Raw genomic sequence first — 26486 nt, 5'->3', positions numbered from 1 at the left:
CACCCCGTGCCACCCACCGTGACCACCGAAAGAGTTGAACGAAGTTCAAATTTTACTTCGCGTAACGGACTCTTAGGGACAACATAAAGACCTCACTGCCCTTTGGTAACAACGCAATAACTCAAACCTTGAACTCGTCGGTATTTCTCGACCTAGAGTGCGGCTTCGGGACCGCTTCCCCGAACCGTTGGGAGTACCCCCTCCATGAACCCTCGTCGCAACAACAGCTCGCTTCCCCGGGCGGGCCGTTCGGCCTACGGGGCGGCCAGCGCTGCCGTCCTGCTCCTCATACCCGTGGTGGTGCTGGTAGGCGGCAATGAAGTCCGTGACTTCCTGAACTTCGGCGCCGGCGTGCTGTCGCTGGTCGCTCTGTCGTGCTCCGTGATCTGGGGACTGGTCGCGACCGACCGGGTCTTCCTGAACACCCGCCAGCGACTGGTGGCGCAGGCGGTGCACCGGACGACCGCCGTGTCCTCGGTCGCCTTCCTGCTGCTGCACATCACGGTCAAGATCGCGCTCGACCACACGAGCCTGCTCGCCGCCCTGGTCCCCTTCGGCCTCGGCGTCACCGGCACGGCCGGGCTCATCGGCTTCGGCTCGCTGGCCGGACTGCTCATGATCTTCACGGCCATCACCGGCGCGCTGCGCAGCGCCTTCGCCTCGCCGGCACCGATCGCGGCCCGCTGGCGCGCGGTGCACATGCTGGCCTACCCGGCCTGGTGCGCCGCGCTGATCCACGGCCTCTACGCGGGTCGCGCCGCGAAGCCGATCTTCACGATCCTCTACAGCCTGTGCCTGCTCGCGGTCATGGCGGCCCTCGCCCTGCGATCGGCGCCCTCCCCGTTCAAGCGCAAGGTCGCGGCGCGGGTCCTGGCGATCATCGGCGACAACAACAGCCCCGGTGCCCGCGGATTCCGCGAGGACCTGGAGGCGTCCCGTGCCGCCGTGGGCGAGCCGCGCTCCGCCCAGTCCGCGGGCGACAACTTCGTACCGCCCCAGCGCACGCCGTCCCCCTCCCCGCAGTACGGCGGCGCGCCCGACCCCGCGGCCGCGGGCGCCGCTACGAACGGCTTCGCCGCGGCCTACCGGGCCATGTCCCCCGGCGACGGCTCCGCGCCCACCTCGACGCAGCAGTTCCAGATGCCCATGAACATGCAGCCCACCGAGACGTTCCCCCGCGTCGACAACGGCAGCACGTCCGGCAGCTGGCCCGTCCCCACGCCGCCCCCCGTCGGCGAGGCGCCGCAATCGGCGTACGACCCGCTGAACGACACCGGATATACCGTCCCGGTCTACAACAATCCGCCCGCCAACGCCTACGGCACGAGTGATGTGTACAACACCGGTGAGACGAACGCGTCCTACCGCACGTACAACACCAACGACACGTACGACAGCGGTCCCACGACTGACGTACTGCCGGGCGCCTTCGACGCTCCTGGCTCCGGTGAATCATGGAACGCCCCTTCCGGAGGCTTTTAAGTGAACGAGGCCCTGCCCGACGTCCCGGAAGTCCGCGTGGTCGGACTTCCGCAGCTCACGTCGGGCTTTGACCTGGTTGAACGTCTTGATCTCCCCATGCACCTCAAGGTGCATGGGCCGCTCGAACCCATGGGCGGAGAACAGCTCGCGGGCCTTGCCGAAGCCATCTCCCTGAAGGGCCGCGGCGGCGCGGGCTTCCCCTTCGCCAAGAAACTGCGCTCAGTCGCCGAATCGGCCATCAAGAAGGGCATCCGCCCGGTGGTGGTCGTCAACGGAAGCGAGGACGAACCGGCCTGCCGCAAGGACACGGTGCTCATCAACCGTGCCCCGCACCTCATCCTCGACGGCGCCCTGCTGGCCGCGGAGGCCATGGGCGCGCGCACCCTGGTGATCGGCGTGACCCGCGAGTCCACGCAGCGCTCCATGGAGGCCGCGCTGGCCGAGCGCGGGCTGAGCAACCGGCGCGGATCGCCGCTCCGCGCGCGCGTGCAGCGCAATCCGGTGCGCATGGTCACCGGCGCGGCCGCTTCGCTGATCCGTTCGATCGACGGCGGTCCGGCGATCCCGCCGGGCCGCAAGGTCAGCGCGTCCCAGACCGGTGTCGGGGGCGCGCCCACTCTGCTGTCGAACGCCGAGACGTTCGCGCAGCTGGCCATCGCCGCCCGCATCGGCCCGGACCGCTACCGCAACACAGGCCTGTACGACGAGCCCGGCACCGTCATGCTCACCGTCTCGGGCGCCGTCGGGCGCCCCATGGTGATCGAGGTCCCCACCGGTGTGCCGCTGCGGTACGTCCTCCAGCTGGCCGGCGCCCCGCCGATGCCGCAGGGCGTGCTGACCGGCGGCTACCACGGCAAGTGGCTGGACGCGGCGACGGTCAACGAGGCGATCGTCTCGCGCGACTCCCTGGCCGCGGTGGGCGGTGCGCTCGGCGCCGGCGCCATCCTCCCGATCACCCAGCAGACATGCCCCCTGGGCGAGTCGCTGCGGGTGGCACAGTGGCTGGCCGAGGAGAGCGCGGGACAGTGCGGTCCCTGCTACCTGGGTCTGCCCGCCGCGGCACGCGGCCTGGAGGACATCCTCAACGGCGGCGGCCCGGCGGCCCTCGAGGCCGTGAAGCAGGTCGCCAAGTCCGTGAAGCGGCGCGGCGCGTGCTCCCACCCGGACGGCTCGGCGATGTTCATCGAGTCGACCCTCAAGGCCTTCACCGACGACCTGGCCGCGCATGTCCTCGGAAACGGCTGCGGAAGGCCCGTGGAGGGCGTTCTGCCGCTCTTCGAGGGCGGCCAGCTGCCCACGGGCATCCCGGGCGGCCAGAGCGAGCAGGAGACGGGTCCCAGCCGCCAGAAGATCTACGTCGACTGGACGCTGTGCCGCGGGCACGGCCTGTGCGCCGACATCCTCCCCGAGGTCTTCGAACTGGGCGCCGACGGCTTCCCCACCGTCGCGCAGGCCGCGGTACCCCGGTACGCCGAGGCGAAGGCCCTGCGTGCGGTGCGCCGCTGCCCGGCGCTCGCCCTGCGCCTCGAGGAGGACACCCGGTCCTCCGCGCCGGCGCGGAACAACCTGCCGGTCCTCTCCCAGGGGCGCGGTCGCCGCGCGCTCGGCAGCGGCCGCTGACCACGAAGCGGCGGGCCGCCGGAAACGGTGGCCCGCCTTCGACACGTTCCGCGAGAATCGCCGGACAACGAAGAAGCGGACCACCCTGATCGGGTGGCCCGCTTTCAACGTCTGTGGAGCTAAGGAGAATTGAACTCCTGACCTCCTGCATGCCATGCAGGCGCTCTACCAACTGAGCTATAGCCCCTCGTGGCCACGCGGCGAGGCCGCGTATTCACCGTGTCGCCCGGTTTCCCCGGCGGCGACGCCAACATTACACGGTCCCCCTGGTGCACCACCAAATCGTTTCCCGTGTGTACCGATTTGGGTTCTGATGTCCGTTTCAGGGCGACTTCCCGAAGGCCGAGCCGGGTTCCCGGAGGCACCGCCGGATCGGTCGGGAGGAGGCAAGGGAGAACGGGCCACCCCCGGACCGCCACACGGCCCCTGCGGGCCCTGCCGGCCCTGCACTGGCGTTCCGGCCGCGAGCGGCGTGAACGCGGCTCCTGGGCGGCCGTACGGCCGCGGGTGACGGCTTCCCCCGTCGGTCCGGTACGCGCCAGGACGAGGACCTCACAGACGGGCGGGCAGGAACTGCGCCTGAACGGCGCCCGGTTGCGGGGCACCCCGGCCGTCCCCGGGGTCAGGCCGTGGCGAACGAGTAGAACCGCTTCAAGGTGCAGTGCTCGTCGAGGAGCCGTCCGTAGATCGGCTCGCCCTCCAGCTCGCGGTACGTCTCGATCGGGTCGCCTTTTATGATCAGCGCCCGCGCGCACTCCTCACACCAGTACTGGTAGTCGTGGTTGACCGGCTCCATGTCGCGGACGATCGGCGTACCACTGCCGCACCAATCGCATTTCCGCCTGTGCGCACCCATCAATCAGCTCCAGCTGTGGCCGCAGGCCGTGCACACGTAGGAGATTCCACCGTTGTCGCCAAGGACCTGGGCAACGTGGACCGATCCGCAGGAAGGGCAGTCGAGGAGGGTGGCTTTCTTCCGGTTCAGTGCCACTTCGAGGAGATCGTCGACCTCCTCGAGGATGCTGGCAGGCATCGCTTCTCCCTCCCGTCGGGCCGCGCCCCCTTCCGGCCGTTTGATTCTGCCACGGCCGGAGCAATACGGTCAGCGACGCCTTCGTACCAGTCCGGACACAGCACCCGGCACAGCCGTCGCGGCAGGCGCATACGTGCACGCCAGGAGCGCATCCGCAGAGGTATACGCCCCGGGGGCCCCAAGTGACTCAAGCCGGTTCAAGAAGAGTGTGCCGAAGACCGCGACGCTCGTGAGCCGACCGGGCCGGGTGACGGTCACGAGCAGCCTGTCGGCGTCCATGGCGCACGCCACCAACCGTGCCTGCCGCGACGCCCTCTTCACACCCGGGGCCCTCAACTCGGGCGTGGACAACGCGCTGTGGACGCTGTTCACGGTGCCCGAGCCGGACGGCCCGCCCGCCTACCCCCGGGGGCGAACTCCCGGTGGTGGCGGCAGCCCTGGCGACGGCGGGCACCGCTTCGGCGGCAACGAAAAATCCCGCTCCCTGACGGGAACGGGATTCTTCATCACCGATCTTCGACAACTCGACAGAGAGCCGATCTGTGGAGCTAAGGAGAATTGAACTCCTGACCTCCTGCATGCCATGCAGGCGCTCTACCAACTGAGCTATAGCCCCTTGCGTTCTTCCCGCCCTGCGGGCCGAACAAGAAGAACTTTAGCCTGCGACCAGCCGGAAAGTGAAATCCGGTCCCGCCGGGCCCGAGGGACCGGACGGGGGCCGTCCGGCACCGCTCAGTCGTCGTCGCCGAGCACCGGCTCAGGCAGCGTGCCGGCGTTGTGCTCCAGGAGCCGCCAGCCGCGGGCGCCTTCGCCGAGGACGGACCAGCAGCAGTTGGAAAGGCCGCCGAGACTCTCCCAGTGCTGGGACTCCAGGCCGAGCAGGCGGCCGATGGTGGTGCGGATCGTGCCGCCGTGGCTGACGACGACGAGGGTGCCGTCGTCGGGGAGCTTGTCCGCGTGCCGCAGCACCACGGGGGCGGCGCGGTCGGCGACCTCGGTCTCCAGCTCGCCTCCACCGCGGCGTACCGGCTCGCCGCGCTTCCACGCGGCGTACTCGTCGCCGTGGCGGGCGATGATCTCCTCGTGCGTCAGCCCCTGCCAGACGCCCGCGTAGGTCTCGCGCAGGCCCTCGTCGTGGGTGACGTCGAGGCCGGTGAGCTCGGCCAGCTCGGCGGCCGTGGCGGCGGCGCGCTTGAGGTCCGAGGCGACGATGGCGTCGGGCCTGAGCGAGGCGAGCAGACGGGCGGCGCGACGGGCCTGCCCGATGCCCGTCTCAGTCAGCTCGACATCCGTGGAGCCCTGGAAGCGGCGGTCCACGTTCCAGGAGGTCTGCCCGTGTCGCCACAGGATGACGCGGCGGCCCCGGCCCGGCTTCCCGCCGTCCTTCACGCCCGCCCTGTTCCCGGCCTCGGCGCTCACCGCAGCTCCCCCAGTTCGGCGGAGTCCTCCTTGGCCTGGAGCTTGGCGTGCTCGGCGCCCTTGCCGCGGGTCGCCTTGGCCTCTTCGGGCAGGTCCAGCTCCGGGCAGTCCTTCCAGAGCCGCTCGAGGGCGTAGAAGACGCGCTCCTCGCTGTGCTGGACGTGCACCACGATGTCGATGTAGTCGAGGAGCACCCAGCGCGCCTCGCGGTCGCCCTCGCGGCGTACCGGCTTGACGCCGAGCTCCTTGCTCAGGCGCTCCTCGATCTCGTCGACGATCGACTTGACCTGGCGGTCGTTGGGCGCGGACGCCAGCAGGAAGGCGTCGGTGATGGAGAGCACGTCGCTGACGTCGTAGGCGATGATGTCGTGCGCGAGCTTGTCTGCTGCCGCCTGTGCGGCGGTGTTGATGAGCTCGATGGAGCGGTCCGTGGCGGTCACTACGCGGCTTTCCGTCGGCGGTCAGTAATGACTCAAGGGTCTCACGGACCGCCGAGGGCACCCCACGCGTTTTCGACGATCACGCCCCGGGCGGCCCCGGGGCGTGATGCCGGTCACCCCTTGGGGGTGCTGCTGACCTCGTAGTCCTGGCCGAGGACGACGGTCACATCCGCGTTGGTGGTGACCTTGCCCTTCTTCACCGCGCCGGCGGGCAGACCCAGGGTCTTGGCGACCTCGACGGCGTCGTCCTTCTTGGCCGCGTCGCTGTAGGTGATCTGCGACACGCTCTGGGCGGCGCCGGCGGTGCCGGAGTCCAGGTAGGTGTAGCCGCCGTTGACCAGGACGACCCGGGCCTGGCTCGCGGCCGCCTTGTCGCCGCTGGCGTTCTTGATGCCCACGCGTACCGCGGCGCCGGCCTCGGGGCTCTTCGCCGTACCGCCCAGGACGTCCTTGATCACGCTGTCGGAGGCGCTCTCGCTCAGGGTGCCGTCCTGCTGCACGGGCAGCAGCGCGGTCTTGTAGTCGCCGCCCTTGGCGAGATCGGCGAGCTGGGCGAGGAAGGCGCCGAGGTCCTGGTCGGTCAGGGACGGGTCGAGGATCTGCGCCAGGGTCTGCACGGTGGTGGTCGCGGCCTGCTTGTCCGAGGACAGCTTGCGCATCACCCCCTGCATGACCTGTCCGAACCGCTCCAGCTGCGCGTTCTGGGCCTCGCCGGAGGCCCGGTAGGTGGCGTAGGCGACGGCCATCTTGCCGCTGAGGGTCTGGTCCTCGCCCTTCTTGACGAGCGGACCCTCGCCCTTCTTCTTGGAGGCGGGGTCCGGCACGTCGGCGTTGGTGGTGATGTCGATGTTGCCGACGAGCTCGACGAGGTTGTTCAGGTAGGGGGTGTCGAGCCGCCAGGTGCCCTGGATGTCGGTCCCGAGCACGGTGTCGATCGCGTCCCGCGTACCGGACGAGCCGTCGTCGTCGACGGACTTGGCGAGCGTGGTCGTCGAGCCGTTGTCGTCCGTCAGGGCGAGGGAGTTGGGCAGCAGGACGGTGGTGCCCTGCTTGGTGGTGGTGTTGTCGACGAGCAGGGCCGTGGAGGTGCCGCTGCCCTTGGTGTTGTGCAGGTGGACGACGATCACGTCGCGCTTCTGGGCGGCAACGGCCGTCGTGGTCCCCGGCTTGCTGTCCGAGGCGGTGCCGGGGAGCTTGCCCGCGTACCAGAGGTAGCCGGCGCCACCGACCGCGACCAGGGCGATGACCACGACCAGGGAGACGACCCGGCTGCGGGCGCGGCGCTTGGCCTCCTCGCGGCGCTCGGTGCGGTTCTCGGTGAACTTCAGCCAGTCGATGACATCTTCGGACTCGGCTTCCTGCTCCTCGACGAAGGCGAACTGCTCGGTGCCGTAGTCCCGGTCGGCCCGGGGAGCGGCGTCCTCGGCCGGCCCGGCCTGCTGCGGGATGTAGGCGGTCTGCTCGGCGACCCGGGGCTGCTGACCGGTGCTCGCGACGCCCGCTGTGCCGGGGTTCTGCCGGCCATAGGGGTCGTACGACGTCGAGGTGGTCCCGCCGGCTCCGGGCGCGCCGGTACCGAAGGCGTCGAAGCGGTAGTACGAGGGGGCGGACGGCTGCTGACCGGTGTCATAGGACGACACCGTCTCGTGCTGACCGGTGTCATACGGCGACACAGGCTGCTGCCGGCCCGTGTCGTAGGGCTGGACGGGTTCCTGGCGGCCCGTCGCATAGGGGTCGTAGCCGTAGCCCTGCTGCTGGGCGTTGTAGCCGTCGTACCCCTGCGCAGGCTGCTGCGGCACCTGCCGGTACACAGGCTGCCCGAATTCGTCGTAGCCGACGAGTTCGTACTGGTCGCCGCCCGCGTATCCGTCGTATCGGTCGTTCACCGGTGCCCCTCTCGGCTCACTAGCCGCGGTACAGCTCGCGCTTGTCGATGTAGCGCACCACACCGTCCGGAACCAGGTACCAGACGGGGTCGCCCTTGGCGACTCTCGCACGGCAGTCTGTGGACGAGATGGCGAGCGCGGGAACCTCGACCAGCGAGACACCGCCCTCCGGGAGTCCCGGGTCGGTCAGGGTGTGACCGGGCCGGGTGACCCCGATGAAGTGCGCGAGGGAGAACAGTTCTTCGGTGTAGCGCCAGGTGAGGATCTGGCCGAGCGCGTCGGCGCCGGTGATGAAGAAGAGGTCCGCGTCCGGATTGAGCGCGCGCAGGTCGCGCAGCGTGTCCGTCGTGTAGGTCGGGCCGCCGCGGTCGACGTCGATCCGGCTGACCGAGAACTGCGGGTTCTCGGCGGTCGCGATGACCGTCATCAGGTAGCGGTCCTCGGCCGGGGTGACCTTGCGGTCGGTCTTCTGCCACGGCTGCCCGGTCGGCACGAACACCACCTCGTCGAGGTGGAACTGCGCGGCGACCTCGCTGGCCGCGACCAGGTGTCCGTGGTGGATCGGGTCGAAGGTGCCGCCCATGACGCCGAGGCGGCGCTTGCCCGGATTCGAGGGGCCGTTGCCGGGGCCGACCGTCAGGCGCTTCGCCGTGCCGCCGGTCGTGCCGCTCGCACGGCCCGTGGCGGCGCCGACGGCGCCGCTCTCCGTGTCACTCGCCGGACCGGTAGGCATGTCCTGCTCTCCCATGCGTGCAGACCCTACCGGCCCGGCCGACGGGCTCCGGTCGACAGGGGCCCCGAGCGGGCCCGGTGGGGCTCAGCGGTCGCGGTTGAAGCGCGTGGTGATCCACAGCAGCAGGAGCAGGATGAACAGGGCCCCGCCGCCGGTCAGGTACGGGCTGAGGCTTTCGTGGTTGCCGCCGTTCTCGCCCTCGGCGGCGACGGTGACCAACTGTGCAGCGGTGCTCTGGAAGCTCATCTCGGCAGGACCTATCCGATGGGTGTCCCCCCGCTCGAGCGGAGTCGAGAGTGGGGGAGGGCGGGATAAAGACGTCGGCCCATCGTATGCGGGCGCCTCGGCCGCGAACACGCCGACTCCGCCGTTGGGGAAGCCGGTTGCCGTGACCGCCTCGCCGGACCGTCCGCCGCGGCCCGCCCGGTCGATCCGGTCCTCCCGGGCGCCGTGACCGCCTCGGCGGAAGCGGCTTTTCCGCCGCCGGCCCGACCGGTCGCCCCGCCTGGGGCGGCTTCGGCCGATGCCGCCTCGACTGTCCCCCGTTGTCCTCTGCTGTCCTCGGTCGTCCTCAGTTGTCGCGCTTGTAGCCGCGCAGCAGGAACCAGGCGCCCAGGACCCCGCCGATGATCATGACAATCAGGACGACCCGGAGCAGATTGCCCGGGCCCTGCTTGTCCGCCGCGTTCGCGGCCTCCGTGAGCCAGGCGGCTGCGGGGATGTGCTCCATGGCGTACGACTCCTTCTCTGTACTGCCCGTCAACGGTATCTCCGCCTAGGCTGGGCCCTGCCTTGGGGGCACATAGGGCACACAGACGCACATGGGGGAACACATGTCCGACGACGGCCACGAGCAGAACGGGCACGAGAAGGTGCCGAGCAGGCAGCGCAGGCGCTTCGAGGGGATCTCCTCGCGGGCCTACGAACACCCGGCGGACCGCTCGGCCCTGGTGGCCCTGCGCAAGCTCAGCGGCTTCGACACGGTCTTCAAGGCGCTGAGCGGCCTGCTGCCCGAGCGCAGCCTGCGGCTGCTCTTCCTGTCCGACTCGGTGCGCGTCTCGGACGCCCAGTTCGCGCACCTCAACGACATGCTGCGGGACGCCTGTTACATCCTGGACCTGGAGAAGGTCCCGCCGATGTACGTGAACCAGGACCCGCAGCCGAACGCGATGTGCATCGGTCTGGACGATCCGATCATCGTGGTGACGACCGGGCTCGTCGAGCTGCTGGACGAGGAGGAGATGCGGGCGGTCATCGGCCACGAGGTCGGCCACGCGCTGTCCGGTCACGCCGTCTACCGCACGATCCTGCTGTTCCTGACCAGCCTCGCGGTCCGGGTCGCCTGGATCCCGCTGGGGAACCTCGCGATCATGGCGATCGTGACCGCGCTGCGCGAGTGGTTCCGCAAGTCGGAACTGTCCGCGGACCGCGCCGGGCTCCTGGTCGGCCAGGACCTGCGGGCCTCGATGCGCGGCCTGATGAAGATCGCGGGCGGCAACCATCTGCACGAGATGAACGTGGACGCGTTCCTCGCGCAGGCCGAGGAGTACGAGTCGGCGGGCGACCTGCGGGACTCCGTGCTCAAGATCCTCAACGTGCTGCCGCGCACGCACCCCTTCACCGCGGTCCGTGCGGCCGAGCTGAAGAAGTGGTCGGAGTCGCGCGACTACCAGCGGATCATGGACGGCCACTACCCGCGGCGCGACGCGGACAAGGACACCTCGGTGTCGGACTCCTTCCGGCAGTCGGCGGCCAGCTACGCCAGCGACGTGAAGAGCTCCAAGGACCCGCTGATGAAGCTGGTCAGCGACATCGCGGGCGGTGCGGGCGACCTCGGGGGCCGGGTACGGCGCGGCTTCGGGGGCTTCGGGACCGGCGCGCCCAAGGACGCGGGTGCCGAGGAGGCACCGCGTGAGGGTGGTTCCGACGACGAGGACACCGACGGCCGCGCCTGATCACCCCGCCGGGTGCCGCCGCCCTGACCTCGCGGCGCCGCCCGGCACCAAGGCAGTCCGGCTACACCTTCGGCTGCGCGCTCTTGGCCAGCGAACCGCACAGGGCCGTCGCGCTGCCGGTGGCGTACGGGTCGGTGCCGGCCGGGCCGCCCGCCTTGGCCGTCTGGCCCGCGAGCAGCGGCCGGAACCGGCTCACCGTGTCCTCGGAGCAGGCGAGCGGGCCGGCCTGGACGTAGGACACCGCCAGCTCCGCCTGGTGCATGCGCAGGTCGTCACGGTCGAAGCGGAAGTGCAGCTCGCGCCGGACCGTGAACAGTGACGCCTTGGCCTCGGCGTTCGCGCCGGCCGGCTTCAGCGCGTAGACGAAGGTGTGGTCGGCGACGACCTCCAGGGTGTTCGCGTCGAACTCGGCGGCCTGGAGGGTGCCCTGCACCCGGATCTTCTTGTCGGCGAGCTGCGCCCGGGTCGCGTCGAAGCGGACCAGCCAGCCGGTCGGCGCGTGCCGTCCGTCGGCGATGGGGTGCTCGAAGCTCTGGTCGAACTGGTCGAGTTGCTGCGGGTCGAGCAGGACCCGTACGGGCCGGGTGGCGCCTCCGGTCAGGACGCTCGGGTCGAGGGACGACTCGACGAGGTAGTCCTTGGCGGTGGTCAGAGCGGTCACGACCTGGCTGTCGGAGAAGTGCGCGGTACGCCGGGAGGCGGGCATCGTGACACCGTCGGCACCTATGCGGAACTGGGCGGCCGGGCTGTCGGCGTACAGCTCCGCGGTGCTCGTGGCGCCGGGCACCGCGGTCTGCGGGGCGAGGGGGATCACCGTCATCCGCAGCGGTTCGGCCGGCTGGGTGGCGGGGGTCTGGTACGGGTGGCGTACGCCCATGTAGATCGCGGTACCGAAGGCGATGGCGATCAGCAGGACGAGGATCAGCGCCTGCCGGGACAGCCCGCGCTGGAGGGGCGGTCGGCGGCGTACGGCCGGGCTGTGGTCGGCCATGCGTTCCTGGGCGGAGAACTCCTGGAGGCGGGCAGCACGGACGAACGACTCGTCGAAGACGACGGATCGGTACTCGTCCTCTCCACCAGTGGGAGCGCCCTCGGGTGTCCCCTCAGGTGGGTCTCCAGGCCCGCCCATACATTCAGAGTAGGTCGCCGGGAGCTCCGGTAAACGCTGTGGTACGCGACAAGTTCTGACAGGTTCTCACCAGGACGGTCACGCTGTTCGAGGGATCGTCCGCGCCTCGACGGGCGGACCGGCCTCAGGGCGTTCGCGGCACCGCCGACACGGCCGGCTGGGAGTAGTCGGCCGAGGCCGAGGGTCCGGTGCCGGTGACCTTCTCCTGGCCCTGTTCGAGGCCGGAGGAGGCGGGCGAGGGGACCTGCTCCTGACTGCCCGAGGACGCGCCCCGGTAGACCGCCGTGAAGGCGAGGGCGACCATGCCGACGCCCATGACGAGGGCGAGGATCCAGGCGACGGGGCGGTGCCAGCGGGTCTGCTTGCCGTAGGGCCGGCCGTACATTCCCGGTACGCCGTAGCGACCCTCCAGGACCTCGGTGTCGTCCGGATCGTCCAGGTCGGGGTCGTGGTCGAAATCGCCGTGGTCGTCGGGGCCGAAGCCGTCCTCGTAGCGCTCGTCGTCACTACGGGCGCCGCGGGTGCGTGCCCGGCGCGCCTCGGCCTCGGAGGCATCCGCGCGAGCCTGGGCCGCGGCGAGCAGTCGCTCCACAGCGGTCGGTTCGTGAATCACCGCCGCCCGTACGAAGTCCTCGTCGAAGACCACGGAGGCGAACTCTTCGTCCGCACCCCCGCGGTCGCGGTCGTCGTCGGGCTCCCAGCCGTCAGGGAACGGCGTGCCCCCCACGTCCTCCGGCACGGATCCAGAGTAGACCTGGGGGGTCAATTTGGGCAGACGGTATGGAAATTCATCCACCTGACGAGACGCGCCTCGCGCGGATCGCGGGCCGTGAAGCGCCCGCCGCACGCCCCGGCGCCCGGCACGATGTCACCCGCGCGCCCCGCGCACGCCCTTCGTACGCCCGCCGCGCGACCGGCGTCCGGCGTCCGAAGTCCGGCATCCGGCATCCGGCATCCGGCATCCGGCGAAAAGCGACCCCTTCCGCGAAGCTGCTCTTTCGCCCACGCGAGCCCCGCGGGCCGCTCGTCCGGCTCGGCGGGGCCCTGGAACATCCGCCGAACGCCCTCCGCGCACGGCTCAAGGGCGCCCGTACGGCCCCACAGGCCCGTCTCCGGCCTTTCGGAGGCGCGTCGGCCGCCGTGGAGCCACGGCTCGCCCTACGCGCGGCTCCGCGCGTACGAGGCCGCCGCACCCGCCCAGCGGCCCGTCACCCCGCAGCCCGCAGCCCGCAGCCCGCAGCCCGGCGGGCGTACCCCTGGCCCCTGCCGGTGTCTCAGCGCCGGATGTGGCCGTCGCCCGTGACGATGTACTTCGTGCTCGTCAGCTCCGGCAGCCCCATCGGGCCCCGGGCGTGCAGCTTCTGGGTGGAGATGCCGATCTCGGCGCCGAAGCCGAACTGACCGCCGTCGGTGAAGCGGGTCGAGGCGTTCACGGCGACCGTCGTGGAGTCGACCAGCTGGGTGAAGCGGCGGGCGGCCTGCTGCGAGGTGGTCACGATGGCCTCGGTGTGGCCGGAGCTCCACAGCCGGATGTGCGTCACGGCCCGGTCGAGGGAGTCCACGACGGCCGCGGCGATGTCGTAGGACAGGTACTCCGTGTCCCAGTCCTCCGCCGTGGCCTCCACGACGGTGGCCTTGGAGTCCTTGGCGTACGCGAGGACGCGCTCGTCGGCGTGCACGGTGACCCCGGCGTCCGCGAGGGCGTCCAGCGCGCGCGGCAGGAAGTCGGCGGCGATGTCCTGGTGGACCAGGAGGGTCTCGGCGGAGTTGCAGACGCTGGGCCGCTGGGCCTTGGAGTTGATCAGGATGTCGATCGCCATGTCGAGGTCGGCGTTCGCGTCCACGTACACATGACAGTTGCCGGTGCCGGTCTCGATGACCGGGACGGTGGACTCCTGGACGACCGTGCGGATCAGGGACGCGCCGCCGCGCGGGATGAGGACGTCGACCAGGCCGCGGGCGCGCATCAGCTCGCGGACCGACTCCCGGCCCTCGCCGGGCACGAGCTGGATGGCGTCGGCGGGCAGTCCGGCCCCGCCCACGGCGTCGCGCAGGACCCGCACGAGGGCCGTGTTCGACTCGTAGGCGGAGGACGAGCCGCGCAGCAGGACCGCGTTGCCGGACTTCAGGCACAGGGCGGCCGCGTCGACGGTCACGTTCGGGCGGGCCTCGTAGATGATGCCGACGACGCCGAGCGGGACGCGGACCTGGCGCAGGTCGATGCCGTTCGGGAGGGTCGAGCCGCGGACGACCTCGCCGACCGGGTCGGGCAGCGCCACCACGTCACGGACGTCGGAGGCGATCGCGCGCACGCGCTCGGGGGTGAGCGTGAGCCGGTCGATGACGGTCTCGCTGGTCCCGGCCTCGCGGGCCTTCGCGATGTCCTTGGCGTTGGCGGCGACGATCTCGCTCGTACGGACTTCCAGCGCGTCCGCGATCGCGAGCAGCGCGTCGTCCTTCTCGGCACGCGGCAGGGGTGCCAGGTCGGCGGCGGCGGACTTCGCGCGATAGGCGGCCTGGGCGACCGGGGACATGGAGTCGTACGGCGAGAGCGTGGTCATGAGGGAAGGGTAGTGCGCCCGGCGGGCCGGTCCGGCGGTTGTCCCATACGACGAGACGGGCTCAAAACGGGTGAACTCCCACAGGGGTCGCGGGCAGCGGTCCGTACCCTTCCGCGATCCGCTGGTGGTACGTCTCGCGGTCGATGACCTCCAGGCCGACGATCTCCCAGGGCGGGAGTTTGGCGGTCTGACGGTGCTCGCCCCACAGGCGCAGCGCGACGGCCGCCGCGTCGTGCAGGTCGCGGGCCTCTTCCCAGTAGCGGATCTCCGCGTGGTCGTTGGCGTACCGGCTGGTCAGCAGGAAGGGGTGGTCGTGGGCGAGCTGCTCGAGAGCGCGCCTGACCTCGGTCAGCGGGGCCTCGCCGCCCGACACGCTGAGCGTGACGTGCCACAGCCGGGGCTGGTCGGCCGGCCGCTCGCCCTCGTAGGTGTCGCCGGCCGCGACACTTGTCAGGGCCCGTTCCTCGCCCGGCGCACGGGAGGCGGGACCACCGCGGGACGCCGCCGCCCCAGGGCGCACTCGTCTCACGACGGCCTCCTTTACCCAATGGTCGTACCGGATCCCGGACTCTCCCTGCCACAAAGTTGAGCAGGTGAGAAGCCGCCGTGTGGCGGTTTTACGGAACGTCCCCCGGTGGGGGCGGGGGAATCGGCCGTTTACGGGTGTAGTGGACAGCTGTTTCAGGGATGCCACTGGGGCTCCGGAAGCGGCGTCTGGCGGATGAGGTCCCCGTGGCGTCCGGAGAGCGGGACGCGCGTCTCACGGACGCGGCCGGGGAACGCGCCGGAGCGCGAGCCTCACGGGTTCAGCAGGACGAGGTCGTCGCGGTGCACGACCTCGCGCTCGTACGCGGGGCCCAGTTCGCGCGCCAGCTCCCGGGTGGAGCGGCCGATCAGCTGGGGGATCTCCTTGGCGTCGAAGTTGACCAGTCCTCGTGCGACGGCCCGGCCCGTGCTGTCGCGCAGCTCGACCGGGTCGCCCGCGGTGAACTCGCCCTCGACGGCCGCGATGCCCGCGGGCAGCAGCGACGTACGCCGCTGGACGACCGCGCGCACGGCTCCGTCGTCCAGCGTGAGCGCGCCCTGCGGGGTGGAGGCGTGCTGGAGCCACAGCAGCCGGTCGGCGGACCGCTTGCCGGTGGCGTGGAAGTAGGTGCCCGTGTCCCGGGCCGCGAGGGCGTCGGCGGCGTGGACCGCGCTGGTCAGCACCACGGGGATGCCGGCCGCGGCGGCGATCCTGGCCGCCTCGACCTTGGTGACCATGCCGCCGGTGCCGACGCCGGCCTTGCCCGTGCTGCCGATCTCGATCCCGGCGAGGTCCGCGGGCTCCCGCACCTGCGCGATCCGCGAGGTGCCGGGCTTGCTGGGGTCGCCGTCGTAGACCCCGTCCACGTCGGAGAGCAGGACCAGCAGATCGGCGCGTACGAGATGGGCGACGAGGGCGGCGAGACGGTCGTTGTCGCCGAAGCGGATCTCGTCCGTGGCCACCGTGTCGTTCTCGTTGACGACCGGCAGGGCGCCCATCGCGAGGAGCTTGTCGAGGGTGCGTGAGGCGTTGCGGTGGTGAGCGCGCCGGCTGGTGTCGTCGGAGGTGAGGAGCACTTGTCCGACGCGGATGCCGTAGCGGGCGAAGGAGGCGGTGTAGCGGGCCATCAGGAGGCCCTGGCCGACACTGGCGGCGGCCTGCTGGCGGGCGAGATCCTTGGGACGGCGGCGCAGTCCGAGCGGCGCGAGCCCGGCGGCGATGGCGCCGGACGAGACGAGGACGATCTCCCTCTCGCCTCCGCTGCGGGCCTTGGCGAGGACGTCCACGAGGGCGTCGACCCGGTCCGCGTCGAGGCCGCCCGAGGCGGTGGTGAGCGACGAGGAGCCCACCTTGACGACGATCCTGTGGGCCTCGGAAACGCCCGCTCGCTCCGCTTTCCTTGCCGCTGACACGCGATTCCCCAATGTTCCGACGAGCCCGGTGTGTGCAATCTACGCGAGCGGGGGCGCCGGGCGTCTCCCTGTTTCGACGGGCGGACGACCCGGGTACGACCGCGGTTCCCGTAGGACGACGACCGGGGTTCGCGTGTGGCGGAGCCCACTCCCGGGAGCGCCCGCACACGGCCCGCGCACGGAGTCCGCAGGCAATATGTGCGCTATGCAGTGATTGTCCCCACGGAAGATTGTTAGCCGGGTCTTCAGGTCATACGGTGAGTCTTCGGCCTCCGTTGGTGACAACCGGCCGCACCCGATTTCCCATCCGCTGCATCCCCCTCGCAGGAGCCCAGCCCGTGCCTTCCGCAGGCCTCGCCCCCCGCCGCATCGTGCAGCTCTCCGCGCTGTTCGCGATGCTCGCCTTCTTCACGGCCCAGATCGCTTCCGCGCTGCTGCCGAACGTCCAGGTGTTCGTCGCCGCCAGCGCGGCGGGACTCCTTCTGGACCTGTACCTGCAGTATCGCGACCCCGGTCTGGTGTCGGTCCTCGGAAAGGTGCGCTTCGACGTCACCGTCCGCCAGCTGCTGCGCGACATGCTGGTCCTGGTGGGGCTGCTGCGGATCGACGGCATCAACCCGACGCACGAGCAGGCACCCCTGCTGGTCGGGATCTGCGCCTTCTACGCGCTGCACTTCTCCTGCCACGCCGTCTCGGTCCTGGTGCGCCGCACCCGCTCGCTGCCGATCGTCACCCGGAACATCGACGCGTCCGCGCTGCGTCTGACCGCCGCGCCGCCGCGCATCCTGGCCCGTCGCCAGGGCCACCGGCTGCTGGCCTTCTCCCTCCCCACGACGGCCGGTCTGCTGGTCACCGCCGCCACCACGAACGCTGTCTGGGGCGCCGTGGGCGAGGGCATCGCGCTCGTGCTGGCCCTCGGCGGCACCGTCTACCTCGGCACCTGGCTGCTTCCCAAGAAGCGCGCCAAGAGCGAGGCGAAGGTCATGGAGTGGGTCGACCAGTGGCTGGCGGACTACCAGCCGACGGTGGCCATGTACTTCTCGGGCGGCAGCACGTCCGCGTACCAGGCGAACATGTGGCTCTCCACGCTCTCGCAGATCGACGCCAAGCCGCTGATCGTGCTGCGTGAGCGCTTCATGGTGCAGAAGATCGACGCGACCGACGTCCCGATCATCTGCTTCCCGAAGGTCTCCACGATGTTCTCGCTGGAGAACTCGACGCTGAAGATGATGCTGCACCCGGCCAACGCCGCGAAGACCTCGCAGGTGCTGCGCATCCCCACGATCAAGCACGCCTTCATCAACCACGGCGAGAGCGACAAGCTCTCCTCCTGCAACCCGTACGCGAAGGCGTACGACGAGGTGTGGGTCGCCGGTCCCGCCGCCCGTGAGCGGTACGCGCTCGCCGAGGTCGGCGTCGAGGACAAGAACATCGTCGAGGTCGGCCGGCCGCAGCTGACGCCGATACGCCTCTTCTCCGGCCCGCCGACGGGCACGTACACGACCGTCCTGTACGCCCCCACCTGGGAGGGCTGGGACGGCAACCCGGGCAACACGTCCGTGGTCCTGGCCGGCGAGAACATAGTGCGCCACCTGCTCGCCGACGAAGGTGTGCGCCTGCTGTACAAGCCGCACCCGATGACCGGCTCCGTAGACCCGCGCGCGGGCCGGGCCAACGAGCGCATCATGGCGATGATCCGCGAGGCCAACACCCGGCGTTCCGGCGCCCGTCCCGGCCCGGAGGCCGCGGCCGAACTGGCCCGCCGTACGGCCGAGCTGGACACGCTGACCTCCACCTCCTTCCGCAACAGCGCGGACGAGATGGAGCGGATGCTGCTGCAGGGCGCGCCGCGCGGTGACCGCGAGGCGGAGATCGCCCTGGCGACGACGGCATGGGAGTCCGCGTTCTGGGCGTCCTTCCCGGAGTGGGAGCACCAGATCATCACGGCCGCGCGTCCGGCGATCTTCGCCTGCTTCAACCGGGCCGACCTGCTGATCAGCGACGTCTCGTCGGTCGTCTCGGACTGGCTGTCCAGCGAGAAGCCCTACGCGGTCGCGAACACCTCGGGTCTGCCGGAGGCGGCCTTCCGCGCCGGGTTCCCCACGGTGTCCGCGGGCGCGATCCTCACGCCCGCCGCGGACGGTGTCCCGGCCCTCCTGGAGGCCGTCCGCCACCCGGAGCGCGACACGTTCACGGCGGCCCGCGCGGAGCTCAAGGAACACCTGCTGGGCCCCTCGGACCCGCCGTCCCTGGCCCGCTTCGACGCGGCGATCGCGGACCTGTGCACGAAGGCGGACGAGCGCCGGGTGCGCATGAACTCCCGCCTCGCCGCGGAGATCCCCTCACAGCGCGGGGCGGCCGAGGAGACGGCCCACGAGTCCGACCAGGGCCTGGGACCGGACTCCGACTCGGAGGACAGCGGGGCCGAGGACTCGGTCAACGCGTAGTGCTTCGGCCGCCTCGCCGGCGGCCGGACAGAACCCCAGGGGCCGGATCCACGCGATCCGGCCCCTGGGGTTTTCCACACCTCCGCAGCCGTCGACACCGGGCGCGAATCCGTCCCCGCGCCGCCCGGCCGCACAGCGAGTACGGACCCCGGCTCCGGGGAGATCCACCGACCCGCACAGGAAGTGCGGGCCTGCCTCCGGACGGATCGGCCGGCCCGCCGTACAACAAAGTGCAGGCCCTGCCTCCGAAGAGATCGACCAGCCGCACAGCGGGTGCAGACCCTTCCTCCGGATCGGACGCCACACAGCAGTGCGGGCCCGGCCTCCGGAGAGGTCGGGCCCGCACTGCTGACGCTCGTGTTGCCTAGAACGGCTCGAAGTCGTCGTACTCCTTCTGCGACTCGTCCCGCTCGGCCTGCTTGTCCCGGCGGCGCTGGGTGGCGGGGCGCGGAGCCTCGAAGCGGTGGTCCTCACCACGGCGGCCCAGCATCTCCGCACCGGCCATGGAGGTGGGCTCCCAGTCGAAGACGACCGCGTTCTCCTCGGGGCCGATGGCGACGCCGTCGCCGGAGTGGGCACCCACCTTCATCAGCTTCTCCTCGACACCGAGGCGCGCGAGCCGGTCGGCGAGGTAGCCGACGGCCTCGTCGTTGCTGAAGTCGGTCTGGCGCACCCAGCGCTCGGGCTTCTCGCCGCGCACGCGGAAGAGGCCGTCCTCCTCCTGCACCACGGTGAAACCGGCGTCGTCGACCGCCTTCGGACGGATGACGATGCGGGTCGCCTCCTCCTTGGGCTTCGCGGCACGTGCCTCGGCGACCACCTCGGCGAGCGCGAAGGACAGCTCCTTCAGGCCCATGTGGGCGACGGCGGACACCTCGAAGACGCGGTAGCCGCGGCGCTCCAGGTCGGGACGGACCATCTCCGCCAGGTCCTTGCCGTCCGGCACGTCGATCTTGTTGAGGACGACCATGCGCGGACGGTTGCCCAGGCCGCCGTACTGCTTCAGCTCCTCCTCGATGATGTCGAGGTCGGAGATCGGGTCGCGCTCGGATTCGAGGGTCGCCGTGTCCAGGACGTGGACGAGCACGCTGCACCGCTCCACGTGGCGCAGGAACTCCAGGCCGAGGCCCTTGCCCTGGCTCGCGCCGGGGATGAGGCCGGGCACGTCCGCGATGGTGTAGACGTTCTCGCCCGCGGTCACCACGCCCAGGTTCGGGACGAGGGTCGTGAACGGGTAGTCCGCGATCTTCGGCTTGGCGGCGGACAGGACCGAGATGAGCGAGGACTTGCCGGCGCTCGGGTAGCCCACCAGGGCGACGTCGGCGACGGTCTTCAGCTCCAGGACGATGTCCTGGAAGCCACCGGGCACACCGAGCAGCGCGAAACCGGGCGCCTTGCGGCGGGCCGAGGACAGGGCCGCGTTGCCGAGGCCGCCGCGGCCGCCCTCACCGGCGACGTACGAGGTGCCGTGTCCGACGAGGTCCGCGAGGACGTTGCCCGCCTTGTCGAGCACGACCGTGCCGTCCGGCACCGGCAGGATCAGGTCCTGGCCGTCCTTGCCGGAACGGTTGCCGCCCTCGCCGGGCTTGCCGCTGGTCGCCTTGCGGTGCGGTGAGTGGTGATAGTCGAGCAGCGTGGTGACGGACTGGTCCACGACCAGGATCACGTCACCGCCACGGCCACCGTTGCCGCCGTCCGGGCCGCCGAGCGGCTTGAACTTCTCCCGGTGTACGGAGGCACAGCCGTGACCTCCGCTACCCGCGGCGACGTGCAGCTCGACGCGGTCCACGAAGGTGGTCATGTGGGGTGCCTCCAGCACTTCGGTTACTTCTGTACGTACGGAATGTCTCTTACGTAACACGCGAAAGGCGGACCCGCTTCCCGTGGGGGAAGTGAGGTCCGCCTCGCGAAGAACTCTGTTCTACGGAGCCTGGGCCCCGAGGCAATCGATCAGGTCCACAGGGACCGGATCAGCCTCGACGGGACTGGATCAGGCGACCGGAACGATGTTCACGACCTTGCGGCCACGGTGCGTGCCGAACTCGACCGCGCCGGCGGCCAGCGCGAACAGCGTGTCGTCCTTGCCACGGCCGACACTGACGCCGGGGTGGAAGTGGGTGCCACGCTGGCGGACCAGGATCTCACCGGCGTTGACGGTCTGACCGCCGAAGCGCTTCACACCGAGCCGCTGAGCATTGGAGTCGCGACCGTTCCGAGTGGACGATGCGCCCTTCTTGTGTGCCATGTCTCAGTCCCTACCCTTACTTCGCAGCCGCGGGGATCTCAGTGACCTTGATCGCCGTGTACTGCTGGCGGTGGCCCTGACGACGGCGGTAGCCGGTCTTGTTCTTGTAGCGAAGGATGTCGATCTTGACACCCTTGTGGTGGTCCACGATCTCGGCCTGCACCTTGATGCCGGCCAGGACCCAGGGGTCGCTCGTCACGGCTTCGCCGTCGACAACGAGCAGGGTCGAGAGCTCGACCGTGTCGCCAACCTTGGCGGTGGGAATCTTGTCAACCTCAACGATGTCGCCGACAGCAACCTTGTGCTGGCGACCACCGCTGCGCACGATGGCGTACACGCGGATCTCTCTTTCGCTCGGAACGGACCCCGCAGTCCAGCCGCCGACTTGCGCGAGCAGCCTCTCCCGGAGCGCGGAGCACGAGGCTCGCAACACCAGGAGGAAGAGGTTTACGGGGGTGCGGCGCGTCAGGGGACACGCCGACGGTCAAGGTTACGGGGCCTGACTTGAGGGGTCAAACCGGGCCCCGGGAGGGCTGTCGGCCAGGAGCCGACGGAAAGGCGTCGCGCTGCCGCCACCGGCCGCTCGGGGGATTCCGGACCCGACGCGAACGGCCCGTCCCGGTGGCGCCGGGACGGGCCGGGTCGCCGTGCGGCGACCGGTCGGGGTCAGTTCTGCTGTTCCAGGAAGTGGGCGCGGTCCCTGGTCCAGTTTCCGGCGGGGGCCGACCAGCTGCCCACCGCCGCGTTCAGCGTGCCGTCGGTCTTGGCCGTCATGGTGAACATACGGACACTGCCGTCGTCGTACCCGTAGAAGGCACCGAAGTCGTCCCGTCCGTCGCCGTTGAAGTCACCGGTGACGATCTTCATGTGATCCCGCCACATGCTGCCGGCGGCCACGCTCCACGCGGTGTACGTCGAGGTGAACGTGCCGGTGGCCGTGCTCGGGAAGGCGACGATGCCGTCGTGACCGTCGGCGTAGTCGTACCAGGCGGCCACGTCGTCCCGCCCGTCGCCGTTGAAGTCACCGGCGTGCAGGGTGGTCCGGGCCCAGTCGCCCCAGGTGGTGGCGGACCACGAGGAGACGGGGACGAACTTTCCGGCGGCGGTGGAACTGAACGTCCAGATCTTCTCGCTGCCGTCCGCGTACCCGTAGAAGGCGGCGAGGTCGTCGCGGCCGTCGCCGTTGAAGTCGCCGGTGACGGTCTTCGCCCGTGACTGCTCCCAGCTGTTGGCCGAGGTCCAGTAGCTGACCGGGGAGTTGAATCCGCCCCTGACCGTGCTGGTGAAGGTCCAGACGGTGTCGTGCTTGTCTGCGTAGTCGTACCAGACGGCCACATCGTCCCGGCCGTCGCCGTTGAAGTCGCCGCTGTAGGGCGTCATCCGGCCGAAGGTCCAGGAGCCGGCGGGGACGTTCCAAGACTTGAACGGCGCGTTGAACGTGCCGTCGCCCTTGCCCGTCCAGGTGAACAGCGCTACCGCGCCCGAGTCGTAGCCGTAGACGGCGGCCACGTCGCCGATGCCGTCGCCGTTGAAGTCGCCGGTGAGCCGCTTCATGTGGTCGGCCGCGTAGTTGTCCGCGCCCACGGTCCACCCGGTCTTCGGCGAGGCGAAGGTGCCGTCCGAGTTGGTGGCGAAGCTGTGGACCGAGTCGTGGCCGTCGGCGTAGTCGTACCAGTCGGCCATGTCGCTGCGGCCGTCGGCGTTGTAGTCGTGGCGGAGCGAACTGCCGCTGGACCACAGCGACTGGCTCTTGATGTTGAAGACCACCAGGTCGCCGCGGTCCTGGAGCATGGCATAGCCCTCGGCGGCGTTCGTCTTCGACTCCCAGGCGACGGTCGTGCCGTCGGCCTTGTAGACCACCAGGTTGCCGTCGCCGCGCATCACGGCCTTGGCGCCCGCGTTGCCGGAGGTCTTGGAGGACCAGAGCGCCTTTCCGGCGTTGGAGGCGATGACGAGGTTGCCGTCGTCCTGCATCGTGAGCTTCGCCGAGCGCGAGCTCAGCGACTGGCCGGCGGCCAGCGTGGTGCCCGCCGGGATGCGGGAGCCGCCGGTGATCCCGTCGATGACGAAGACCGTGCCGAAGGACTTGTTGTCGGAGCCGGGCACCTTGCCGGGCCAGCCGAGCATCGTGTTGTCGTTCTTGCGGGCCCACAGGTCCGCCAGACCGTCGCCGGTGACGTCGCCGACCGAGCCGATGGACGGATAGGCGCTCGCCTGGTAGCCGACAGCGATCTTCACGCGGGCGGCGGTGTTGCCCCAGGTGGTGGGGTCGAGGTAGCCGTTGGCGCCCTTCTTGCCGTAGGAGCGGTAGATGTCGCCGGTGGCGTCCTCGCGCAGCCACAGGTCGGCGATCTTGTCGCCGTTGAGGTCGCCGGGCGCGATCACGGTGAACTTGTCCCAGTCGGCGGCACCGACGAGCACCGGCTCGCGGACGTCCAGGGAGTAGGCGGCCCGGTTGCCGTAGTAGGCCCAGAGGAACTTGCCCTGCTTGACCAGGAGGTCCGGGGCGGTGTCGCCGTTGAGGTCACCGGCGGCGACGATCTGCTCGGCGTTGTGCCAGTGGTCGTCACCGGTCCACTTGTCGTCGCCGATGCAGCCGAGGTCCTCGTTCACCACCGGGCAGGAGACGGTCAGTTCGGTGTAGTCGTCGCCGATGACCCCGCTGCCGTTGTTGGGGTAGGTCCACAGCCGCTTCTTCTTCTCGACGCTGTCGTACTCCAGGGCGACGAGGTCGTTGTATCCGTCCTGGCCCCAGTCGCCGCGCGAGTCGACGTCGGCTCCGTCGAAGAACTTGCCGCCATTCGTGGCCGCGGCGAAGTCACCGTTGCCCTGGCCTGCGTACGTGAGAAGCGTGCCGTTGGAGTCCGTGCTCCAGATGTCGCTGTTGGCGTCGCCGTTGAGGTCGGTCGGGCCGTCACGGTCCTGGGAACGGCCGGCGTAGTACACATAGGTCGCCGTGTCGGAGCGGTTGCCGGTCTTGTCGACGCTGTAGGCGTAGACGAAGTGCGGGCCGTAGCCGGGCGGGCGCACGGTTGCCGGGATGCCCGGCAGGGCGTCACTGGGCTCCGGGTCGTAGTCGGTCCACCACACGTAGTGGTCCACGTCCGTCACGCCGTTGGCCGCGAAGGCGAACTTGCCGGTGTCGCGAGCCTTCCCGGTGCTGCTGGGCCAGCCGTTCTCGCCGGACGGGAACACACCGTCCTGGGAGCTGATCACCGGCGGCTTGCTCGGTCGGGTGCGGTCGAGGGTGAACTTGCACGTCGCCGACCAGGCGGAGTACGCGCCGTCCTGGTCCTTCGCCCGGGTCTTCCAGGTCCAGTCACCGGTCGGCAGGTTCGCGTCGGGAACCGCCCACGTGGTGATCCTGCCCTTGTTGGCGGGCAGCGACATGGTCGCGGAGGGGGTGGTGGCCCCCGACTTGAACACCTGGAACTCGGCGGTGAGGTTGCCTGCGTCCTTGTCGTCGAACTTCGCGTACAGGCTGACGCGGGTGTTGCCGATCAGTCCGCCGGCCTTGCAGTCCGTGCGCGGGTTGGTGCCGAGGCTCGTCGGAGTCTTCGGCGGGTTGTTGTACTTGGTCTCCAGGACCGCGGTCTTCGGGTCGAACTTCTTCCAGCCGAAGGTGTCGCTCTCGTCCGAGGCGTAGAGGCCGAGGGTGATGTTCGACCAGCCCTTGGCGGCCGCTTCCTTCATCTGGGCGGTGGTGTCGAACTCCAGGTTCCCGGCGGCGCAGTCCTTGCTCCAGCCCTTGGAGTCGTTGACCGTGTCCAGCTTCGTCTTCTTCGCGGGCTGGTGGTTCCAGGTCGTCTTCTTGGTGATGCCGGAGGTGAGCCACAGCTCCACCGGCCGGCTCTGGCAGGACCACGACCAGGTGTTTCGGACCCGCAGGACAGAGCCCTTGATCTGGGCGTACCTGGTGTCGCTGGTGTCGAGCTGGAGGAAGGACCGGGAGACGCGGTCCGAGCCGCCCGTCTCCGCCTCGTAGCCGACACGGACGGGGTCCTTGGTGTTCCAGAACGACGTGCTCGGGTAGTGCTTGTAGACCCGGGTCCAGTTCTGCTTCTCGCCCCAGGCCCAGGACGGGTCGATGAAGACCGGGTAGGTGGTGTCGTCACCGGTCAGCAGGTCCTGGTCGGGCTTGATCTCCAGCGTGTCGCCGGAGACCGTGGTGGGCATCTGGGCGTCCTGGGTACCCGGCGGGGGGTCGAAGCTGTCGTCCGCGGACCCGTCGTCCTCCGCGGCCCCCGCGGCCGTGAACGCCGCCGTGCGGACGGTGGAACTGCTGGAAGCGGTCGAGGCGGTGCCCGACGAGATCGACGACGAGTCCCACATCAGCGGGGACGGGCTGCTGAACACCGTCTGCCCCGCCGGGTTCACGGCACTGACGCTGCCGGTGTCCGTGTCGGTGGACACGTCCAGACCGACCGTGTCCAGCTTGTATTTGAGCGAGGCCAGTTCGGGGTTCTCGGCGGCCGCCGCCGTCTTGACCACGAGCAGCTGCGAGAAGCCCTCGACCTCCGCCTTGAGCTGGAGGTCCACACCGGGCAGCACCTCGCTGTAGGTGGCGACGTTCTCCGCGAGCGTCGGCTTGGGCAGCGCCTTGGTCCAGGTCAGCGAGAGTGCCCGCCCGTCCTTGACACCGGTGAGGAGGGGGCCGGTTCCGCCGCCGGAGAAGGTCACGTCGACCGTGGACGCCTTCGGGACGACGGCGCCGTCCGCCGCGAACGCCAGGCCTGGATCGGTCGGCACCCAGGCACCGTCGCGCAGCAGCCGGACCGGTGTGCCGTAGCGCTTGACCGACCAGGTTCCGTCGGGCTGTGCCCAGGTGTCGGTCGACTCTGTCCGCGCGGACACCAGCTCGTAGGCCCGGCCGGTGGCCGCGGCCTGTTCGAGGGCGTACTCCTCTTCGCTCTTCGAGCCGTCCGCGACGGGATCCGCGGTCGCGGCGGCCGGTGCCGCGGCCGTGGCCGCGGCGGGAAGGCCGATCAGGCCCGTGGAAGTAATACCGCATATCAGGATGACGGAAAACGGCCGACTCAGCCAGCTATTTCTCGGTCTACCGTAGCGGGGTCTTTTCTGTGGCACAAGAATCCTCTCGCCATTCGACGGTCGGCGGGACTCTAGCGCCCACTTCCTCCGACTGCATAGCCCTCACCTGCGCCGTTTCAACATTCAATTGCCTTAGCTCAATTTCACCTCAAGTTCCCTGCTGTTACCGCGAGTTGGCTGTTAGCGTGCGGCGTTCATTTCATCTGGCCGAGAGGGCGAGCGTGAGAATTGCCGGTGCACGAAGACTGACGGCGGTCCTGGCCGCCGTAGTAGTGGCAGGAGTTCTGCCTGCGGATGTTGCGGCCGCTTATTCGGATGGAAGAACTCCACTTCCTGGATTGAAGCAACCGAAGGCCGTTCCGGTGGAGAAAGCGCGGACAGGTGGCTCCAAGAAGCCCGACGCGGCCGCGAGGAATGCCTGGAAAGGGTCTCCGAAGGTCGTCTGGCCCGGCGCGGGAACGGCGGATGTCGACCTGTCCGCCAGCAGGAGTACGGCGGCTTCGACGGCGCGCGAAACAGTGGTCGCGCCCAGTCCCAGACAGGCGGGGA

Annotated in this window: 22 protein-coding genes, 2 tRNA genes and 1 pseudogene; 5 read left to right on the top strand and 20 right to left on the bottom strand. The window is 70.1% G+C overall.

The genetic code is table 11. The features are described 5' to 3' along the window. Positions 1-204: 204 nt before the first annotated feature. A complete protein-coding gene (locus tag OOK38_RS19825) occupies positions 205-1482 on the top strand; it encodes a ferric reductase-like transmembrane domain-containing protein (protein WP_266758649.1) in 1278 nt (425 codons plus the stop codon). Next, complete coding sequence (locus OOK38_RS19820; protein WP_266758651.1) at positions 1483-3102, top strand: NADH-quinone oxidoreductase subunit NuoF family protein; 1620 nt, start codon at positions 1483-1485, stop codon at positions 3100-3102. Between the two features lie 114 nt (positions 3103-3216). Here the strand turns inward: OOK38_RS19820 and OOK38_RS19815 are convergent. The 4 genes and pseudogenes from OOK38_RS19815 to OOK38_RS19800 form a co-directional block, all read right to left on the bottom strand. Beyond that, positions 3217-3289, bottom strand: a tRNA-Ala gene (locus tag OOK38_RS19815). Between the two features lie 435 nt (positions 3290-3724). Continuing rightward, on the bottom strand, positions 3725-3958 hold the full coding sequence (locus OOK38_RS19810; protein WP_010986886.1) for a hypothetical protein: 234 nt from the start codon (positions 3956-3958) through the stop codon (positions 3725-3727). A 3-nt stretch (positions 3959-3961) separates the two neighbouring features. Beyond that, positions 3962-4135 carry a hypothetical protein gene (locus OOK38_RS19805; protein WP_261702676.1) on the bottom strand — a complete coding sequence of 58 codons (174 nt, stop codon included), beginning with the start codon at positions 4133-4135 and terminating at the stop codon, positions 3962-3964. Positions 4136-4204: 69 nt separating this feature from the next. Beyond that, a pseudogene (locus tag OOK38_RS19800) lies at positions 4205-4417 on the bottom strand (MFS transporter); the annotation flags it as partial. Here OOK38_RS19800 and OOK38_RS19795 point away from each other — a divergent pair. After that, positions 4344-4697 carry a hypothetical protein gene (locus OOK38_RS19795; protein ID WP_266766035.1) on the top strand — a complete coding sequence of 118 codons (354 nt, stop codon included), beginning with the start codon at positions 4344-4346 and terminating at the stop codon, positions 4695-4697. The pseudogene OOK38_RS19800 and the gene OOK38_RS19795 sit on opposite strands and share 74 nt — an antisense overlap. On the opposite strand, the gene OOK38_RS19790 is transcribed toward OOK38_RS19795, so the two are convergent. The 7 genes from OOK38_RS19790 to OOK38_RS19760 all read right to left on the bottom strand — a co-directional run bounded on the left by OOK38_RS19790 (position 4679) and on the right by OOK38_RS19760 (position 9376). Then, positions 4679-4751 (bottom strand) — tRNA-Ala (locus OOK38_RS19790). The two genes, OOK38_RS19795 and OOK38_RS19790, sit on opposite strands and share 19 nt — an antisense overlap. A 116-nt stretch (positions 4752-4867) precedes the next feature. Next, positions 4868-5554 carry a histidine phosphatase family protein gene (locus OOK38_RS19785; RefSeq protein ID WP_266758654.1) on the bottom strand — a complete coding sequence of 229 codons (687 nt, stop codon included), beginning with the start codon at positions 5552-5554 and terminating at the stop codon, positions 4868-4870. Continuing rightward, positions 5551-5994, bottom strand: coding sequence for a ribosome silencing factor (gene rsfS / locus OOK38_RS19780; protein ID WP_266758656.1), 444 nt, complete (start codon positions 5992-5994; stop codon positions 5551-5553). Before rsfS ends, OOK38_RS19785 begins: the two co-directional genes overlap by 4 nt. 113 nt (positions 5995-6107) lie before the next feature. Then, positions 6108-7880 carry an LCP family protein gene (locus tag OOK38_RS19775; RefSeq protein ID WP_266848618.1) on the bottom strand — a complete coding sequence of 591 codons (1773 nt, stop codon included), beginning with the start codon at positions 7878-7880 and terminating at the stop codon, positions 6108-6110. 19 nt (positions 7881-7899) lie between these two features. Beyond that, positions 7900-8628 (bottom strand): nicotinate-nucleotide adenylyltransferase, encoded by a 729-nt coding sequence (gene nadD / locus OOK38_RS19770; protein ID WP_266758659.1) that lies wholly within the window; start codon positions 8626-8628, stop codon positions 7900-7902. A gap of 69 nt (positions 8629-8697) precedes the next feature. Further along, the gene (locus OOK38_RS19765) at positions 8698-8859 is read right to left on the bottom strand and encodes a hypothetical protein (RefSeq protein ID WP_266758661.1); all 162 of its coding nucleotides are present in this window, start codon (positions 8857-8859) and stop codon (positions 8698-8700) included. A 325-nt stretch (positions 8860-9184) separates the two neighbouring features. Next, entirely contained in the window at positions 9185-9376 is a 192-nt protein-coding gene (locus OOK38_RS19760) for a hypothetical protein (protein ID WP_266766036.1), read from the bottom strand. A gap of 70 nt (positions 9377-9446) precedes the next feature. On the opposite strand from OOK38_RS19760, the gene OOK38_RS19755 reads away from it, so the two are divergent. Then, on the top strand, positions 9447-10568 hold the full coding sequence (locus tag OOK38_RS19755; RefSeq protein WP_266758663.1) for a M48 family metallopeptidase: 1122 nt from the start codon (positions 9447-9449) through the stop codon (positions 10566-10568). Between the two features lie 61 nt (positions 10569-10629). On the opposite strand, the gene OOK38_RS19750 is transcribed toward OOK38_RS19755, so the two are convergent. The 5 genes from OOK38_RS19750 to proB all read right to left on the bottom strand — a co-directional run bounded on the left by OOK38_RS19750 (position 10630) and on the right by proB (position 16196). Continuing rightward, a complete protein-coding gene (locus OOK38_RS19750) occupies positions 10630-11697 on the bottom strand; it encodes a hypothetical protein (protein ID WP_266758665.1) in 1068 nt (355 codons plus the stop codon). A 124-nt stretch (positions 11698-11821) separates the two neighbouring features. Continuing rightward, complete coding sequence (locus tag OOK38_RS19745; protein WP_266758667.1) at positions 11822-12463, bottom strand: hypothetical protein; 642 nt, start codon at positions 12461-12463, stop codon at positions 11822-11824. Between the two features lie 508 nt (positions 12464-12971). Then, positions 12972-14258, bottom strand: coding sequence for a glutamate-5-semialdehyde dehydrogenase (locus tag OOK38_RS19740; protein ID WP_266758669.1), 1287 nt, complete (start codon positions 14256-14258; stop codon positions 12972-12974). Positions 14259-14319: 61 nt separating this feature from the next. Continuing rightward, positions 14320-14778, bottom strand: coding sequence for a hypothetical protein (locus tag OOK38_RS19735; protein ID WP_266765684.1), 459 nt, complete (start codon positions 14776-14778; stop codon positions 14320-14322). Positions 14779-15056: 278 nt separating this feature from the next. Beyond that, on the bottom strand, positions 15057-16196 hold the full coding sequence (proB, locus tag OOK38_RS19730) for a glutamate 5-kinase (protein ID WP_266758671.1): 1140 nt from the start codon (positions 16194-16196) through the stop codon (positions 15057-15059). 338 nt (positions 16197-16534) lie between these two features. Between proB and OOK38_RS19725 the strand changes: the two genes are divergently transcribed. Continuing rightward, complete coding sequence (locus OOK38_RS19725) at positions 16535-18643, top strand: hypothetical protein (RefSeq protein ID WP_266758673.1); 2109 nt, start codon at positions 16535-16537, stop codon at positions 18641-18643. A 364-nt stretch (positions 18644-19007) separates the two neighbouring features. Here the strand turns inward: OOK38_RS19725 and obgE are convergent, their stop codons facing one another. The 4 genes from obgE to OOK38_RS19705 all read right to left on the bottom strand — a co-directional run bounded on the left by obgE (position 19008) and on the right by OOK38_RS19705 (position 25973). Continuing rightward, the gene (gene obgE, locus OOK38_RS19720) at positions 19008-20444 is read right to left on the bottom strand and encodes a GTPase ObgE (protein ID WP_266758675.1); all 1437 of its coding nucleotides are present in this window, start codon (positions 20442-20444) and stop codon (positions 19008-19010) included. Positions 20445-20633: 189 nt separating this feature from the next. After that, positions 20634-20888, bottom strand: a complete 255-nt coding sequence (rpmA, locus tag OOK38_RS19715) for a 50S ribosomal protein L27 (RefSeq protein ID WP_037618784.1) — start codon at positions 20886-20888, stop codon at positions 20634-20636. A 16-nt stretch (positions 20889-20904) separates the two neighbouring features. Continuing rightward, a complete protein-coding gene (gene rplU / locus OOK38_RS19710; RefSeq protein ID WP_164320786.1) occupies positions 20905-21225 on the bottom strand; it encodes a 50S ribosomal protein L21 in 321 nt (106 codons plus the stop codon). Positions 21226-21554: 329 nt separating this feature from the next. Beyond that, positions 21555-25973 (bottom strand): FG-GAP-like repeat-containing protein, encoded by a 4419-nt coding sequence (locus OOK38_RS19705; protein WP_266758677.1) that lies wholly within the window; start codon positions 25971-25973, stop codon positions 21555-21557. Positions 25974-26486 lie beyond the last annotated feature (513 nt).

This window comes from Streptomyces sp. NBC_00568, assembly GCF_026341855.1.
Taxonomy (GTDB): Bacteria; Actinomycetota; Actinomycetes; order Streptomycetales; family Streptomycetaceae; genus Streptomyces.
This window is presented reverse-complemented; position numbering and strand designations above follow the sequence as displayed.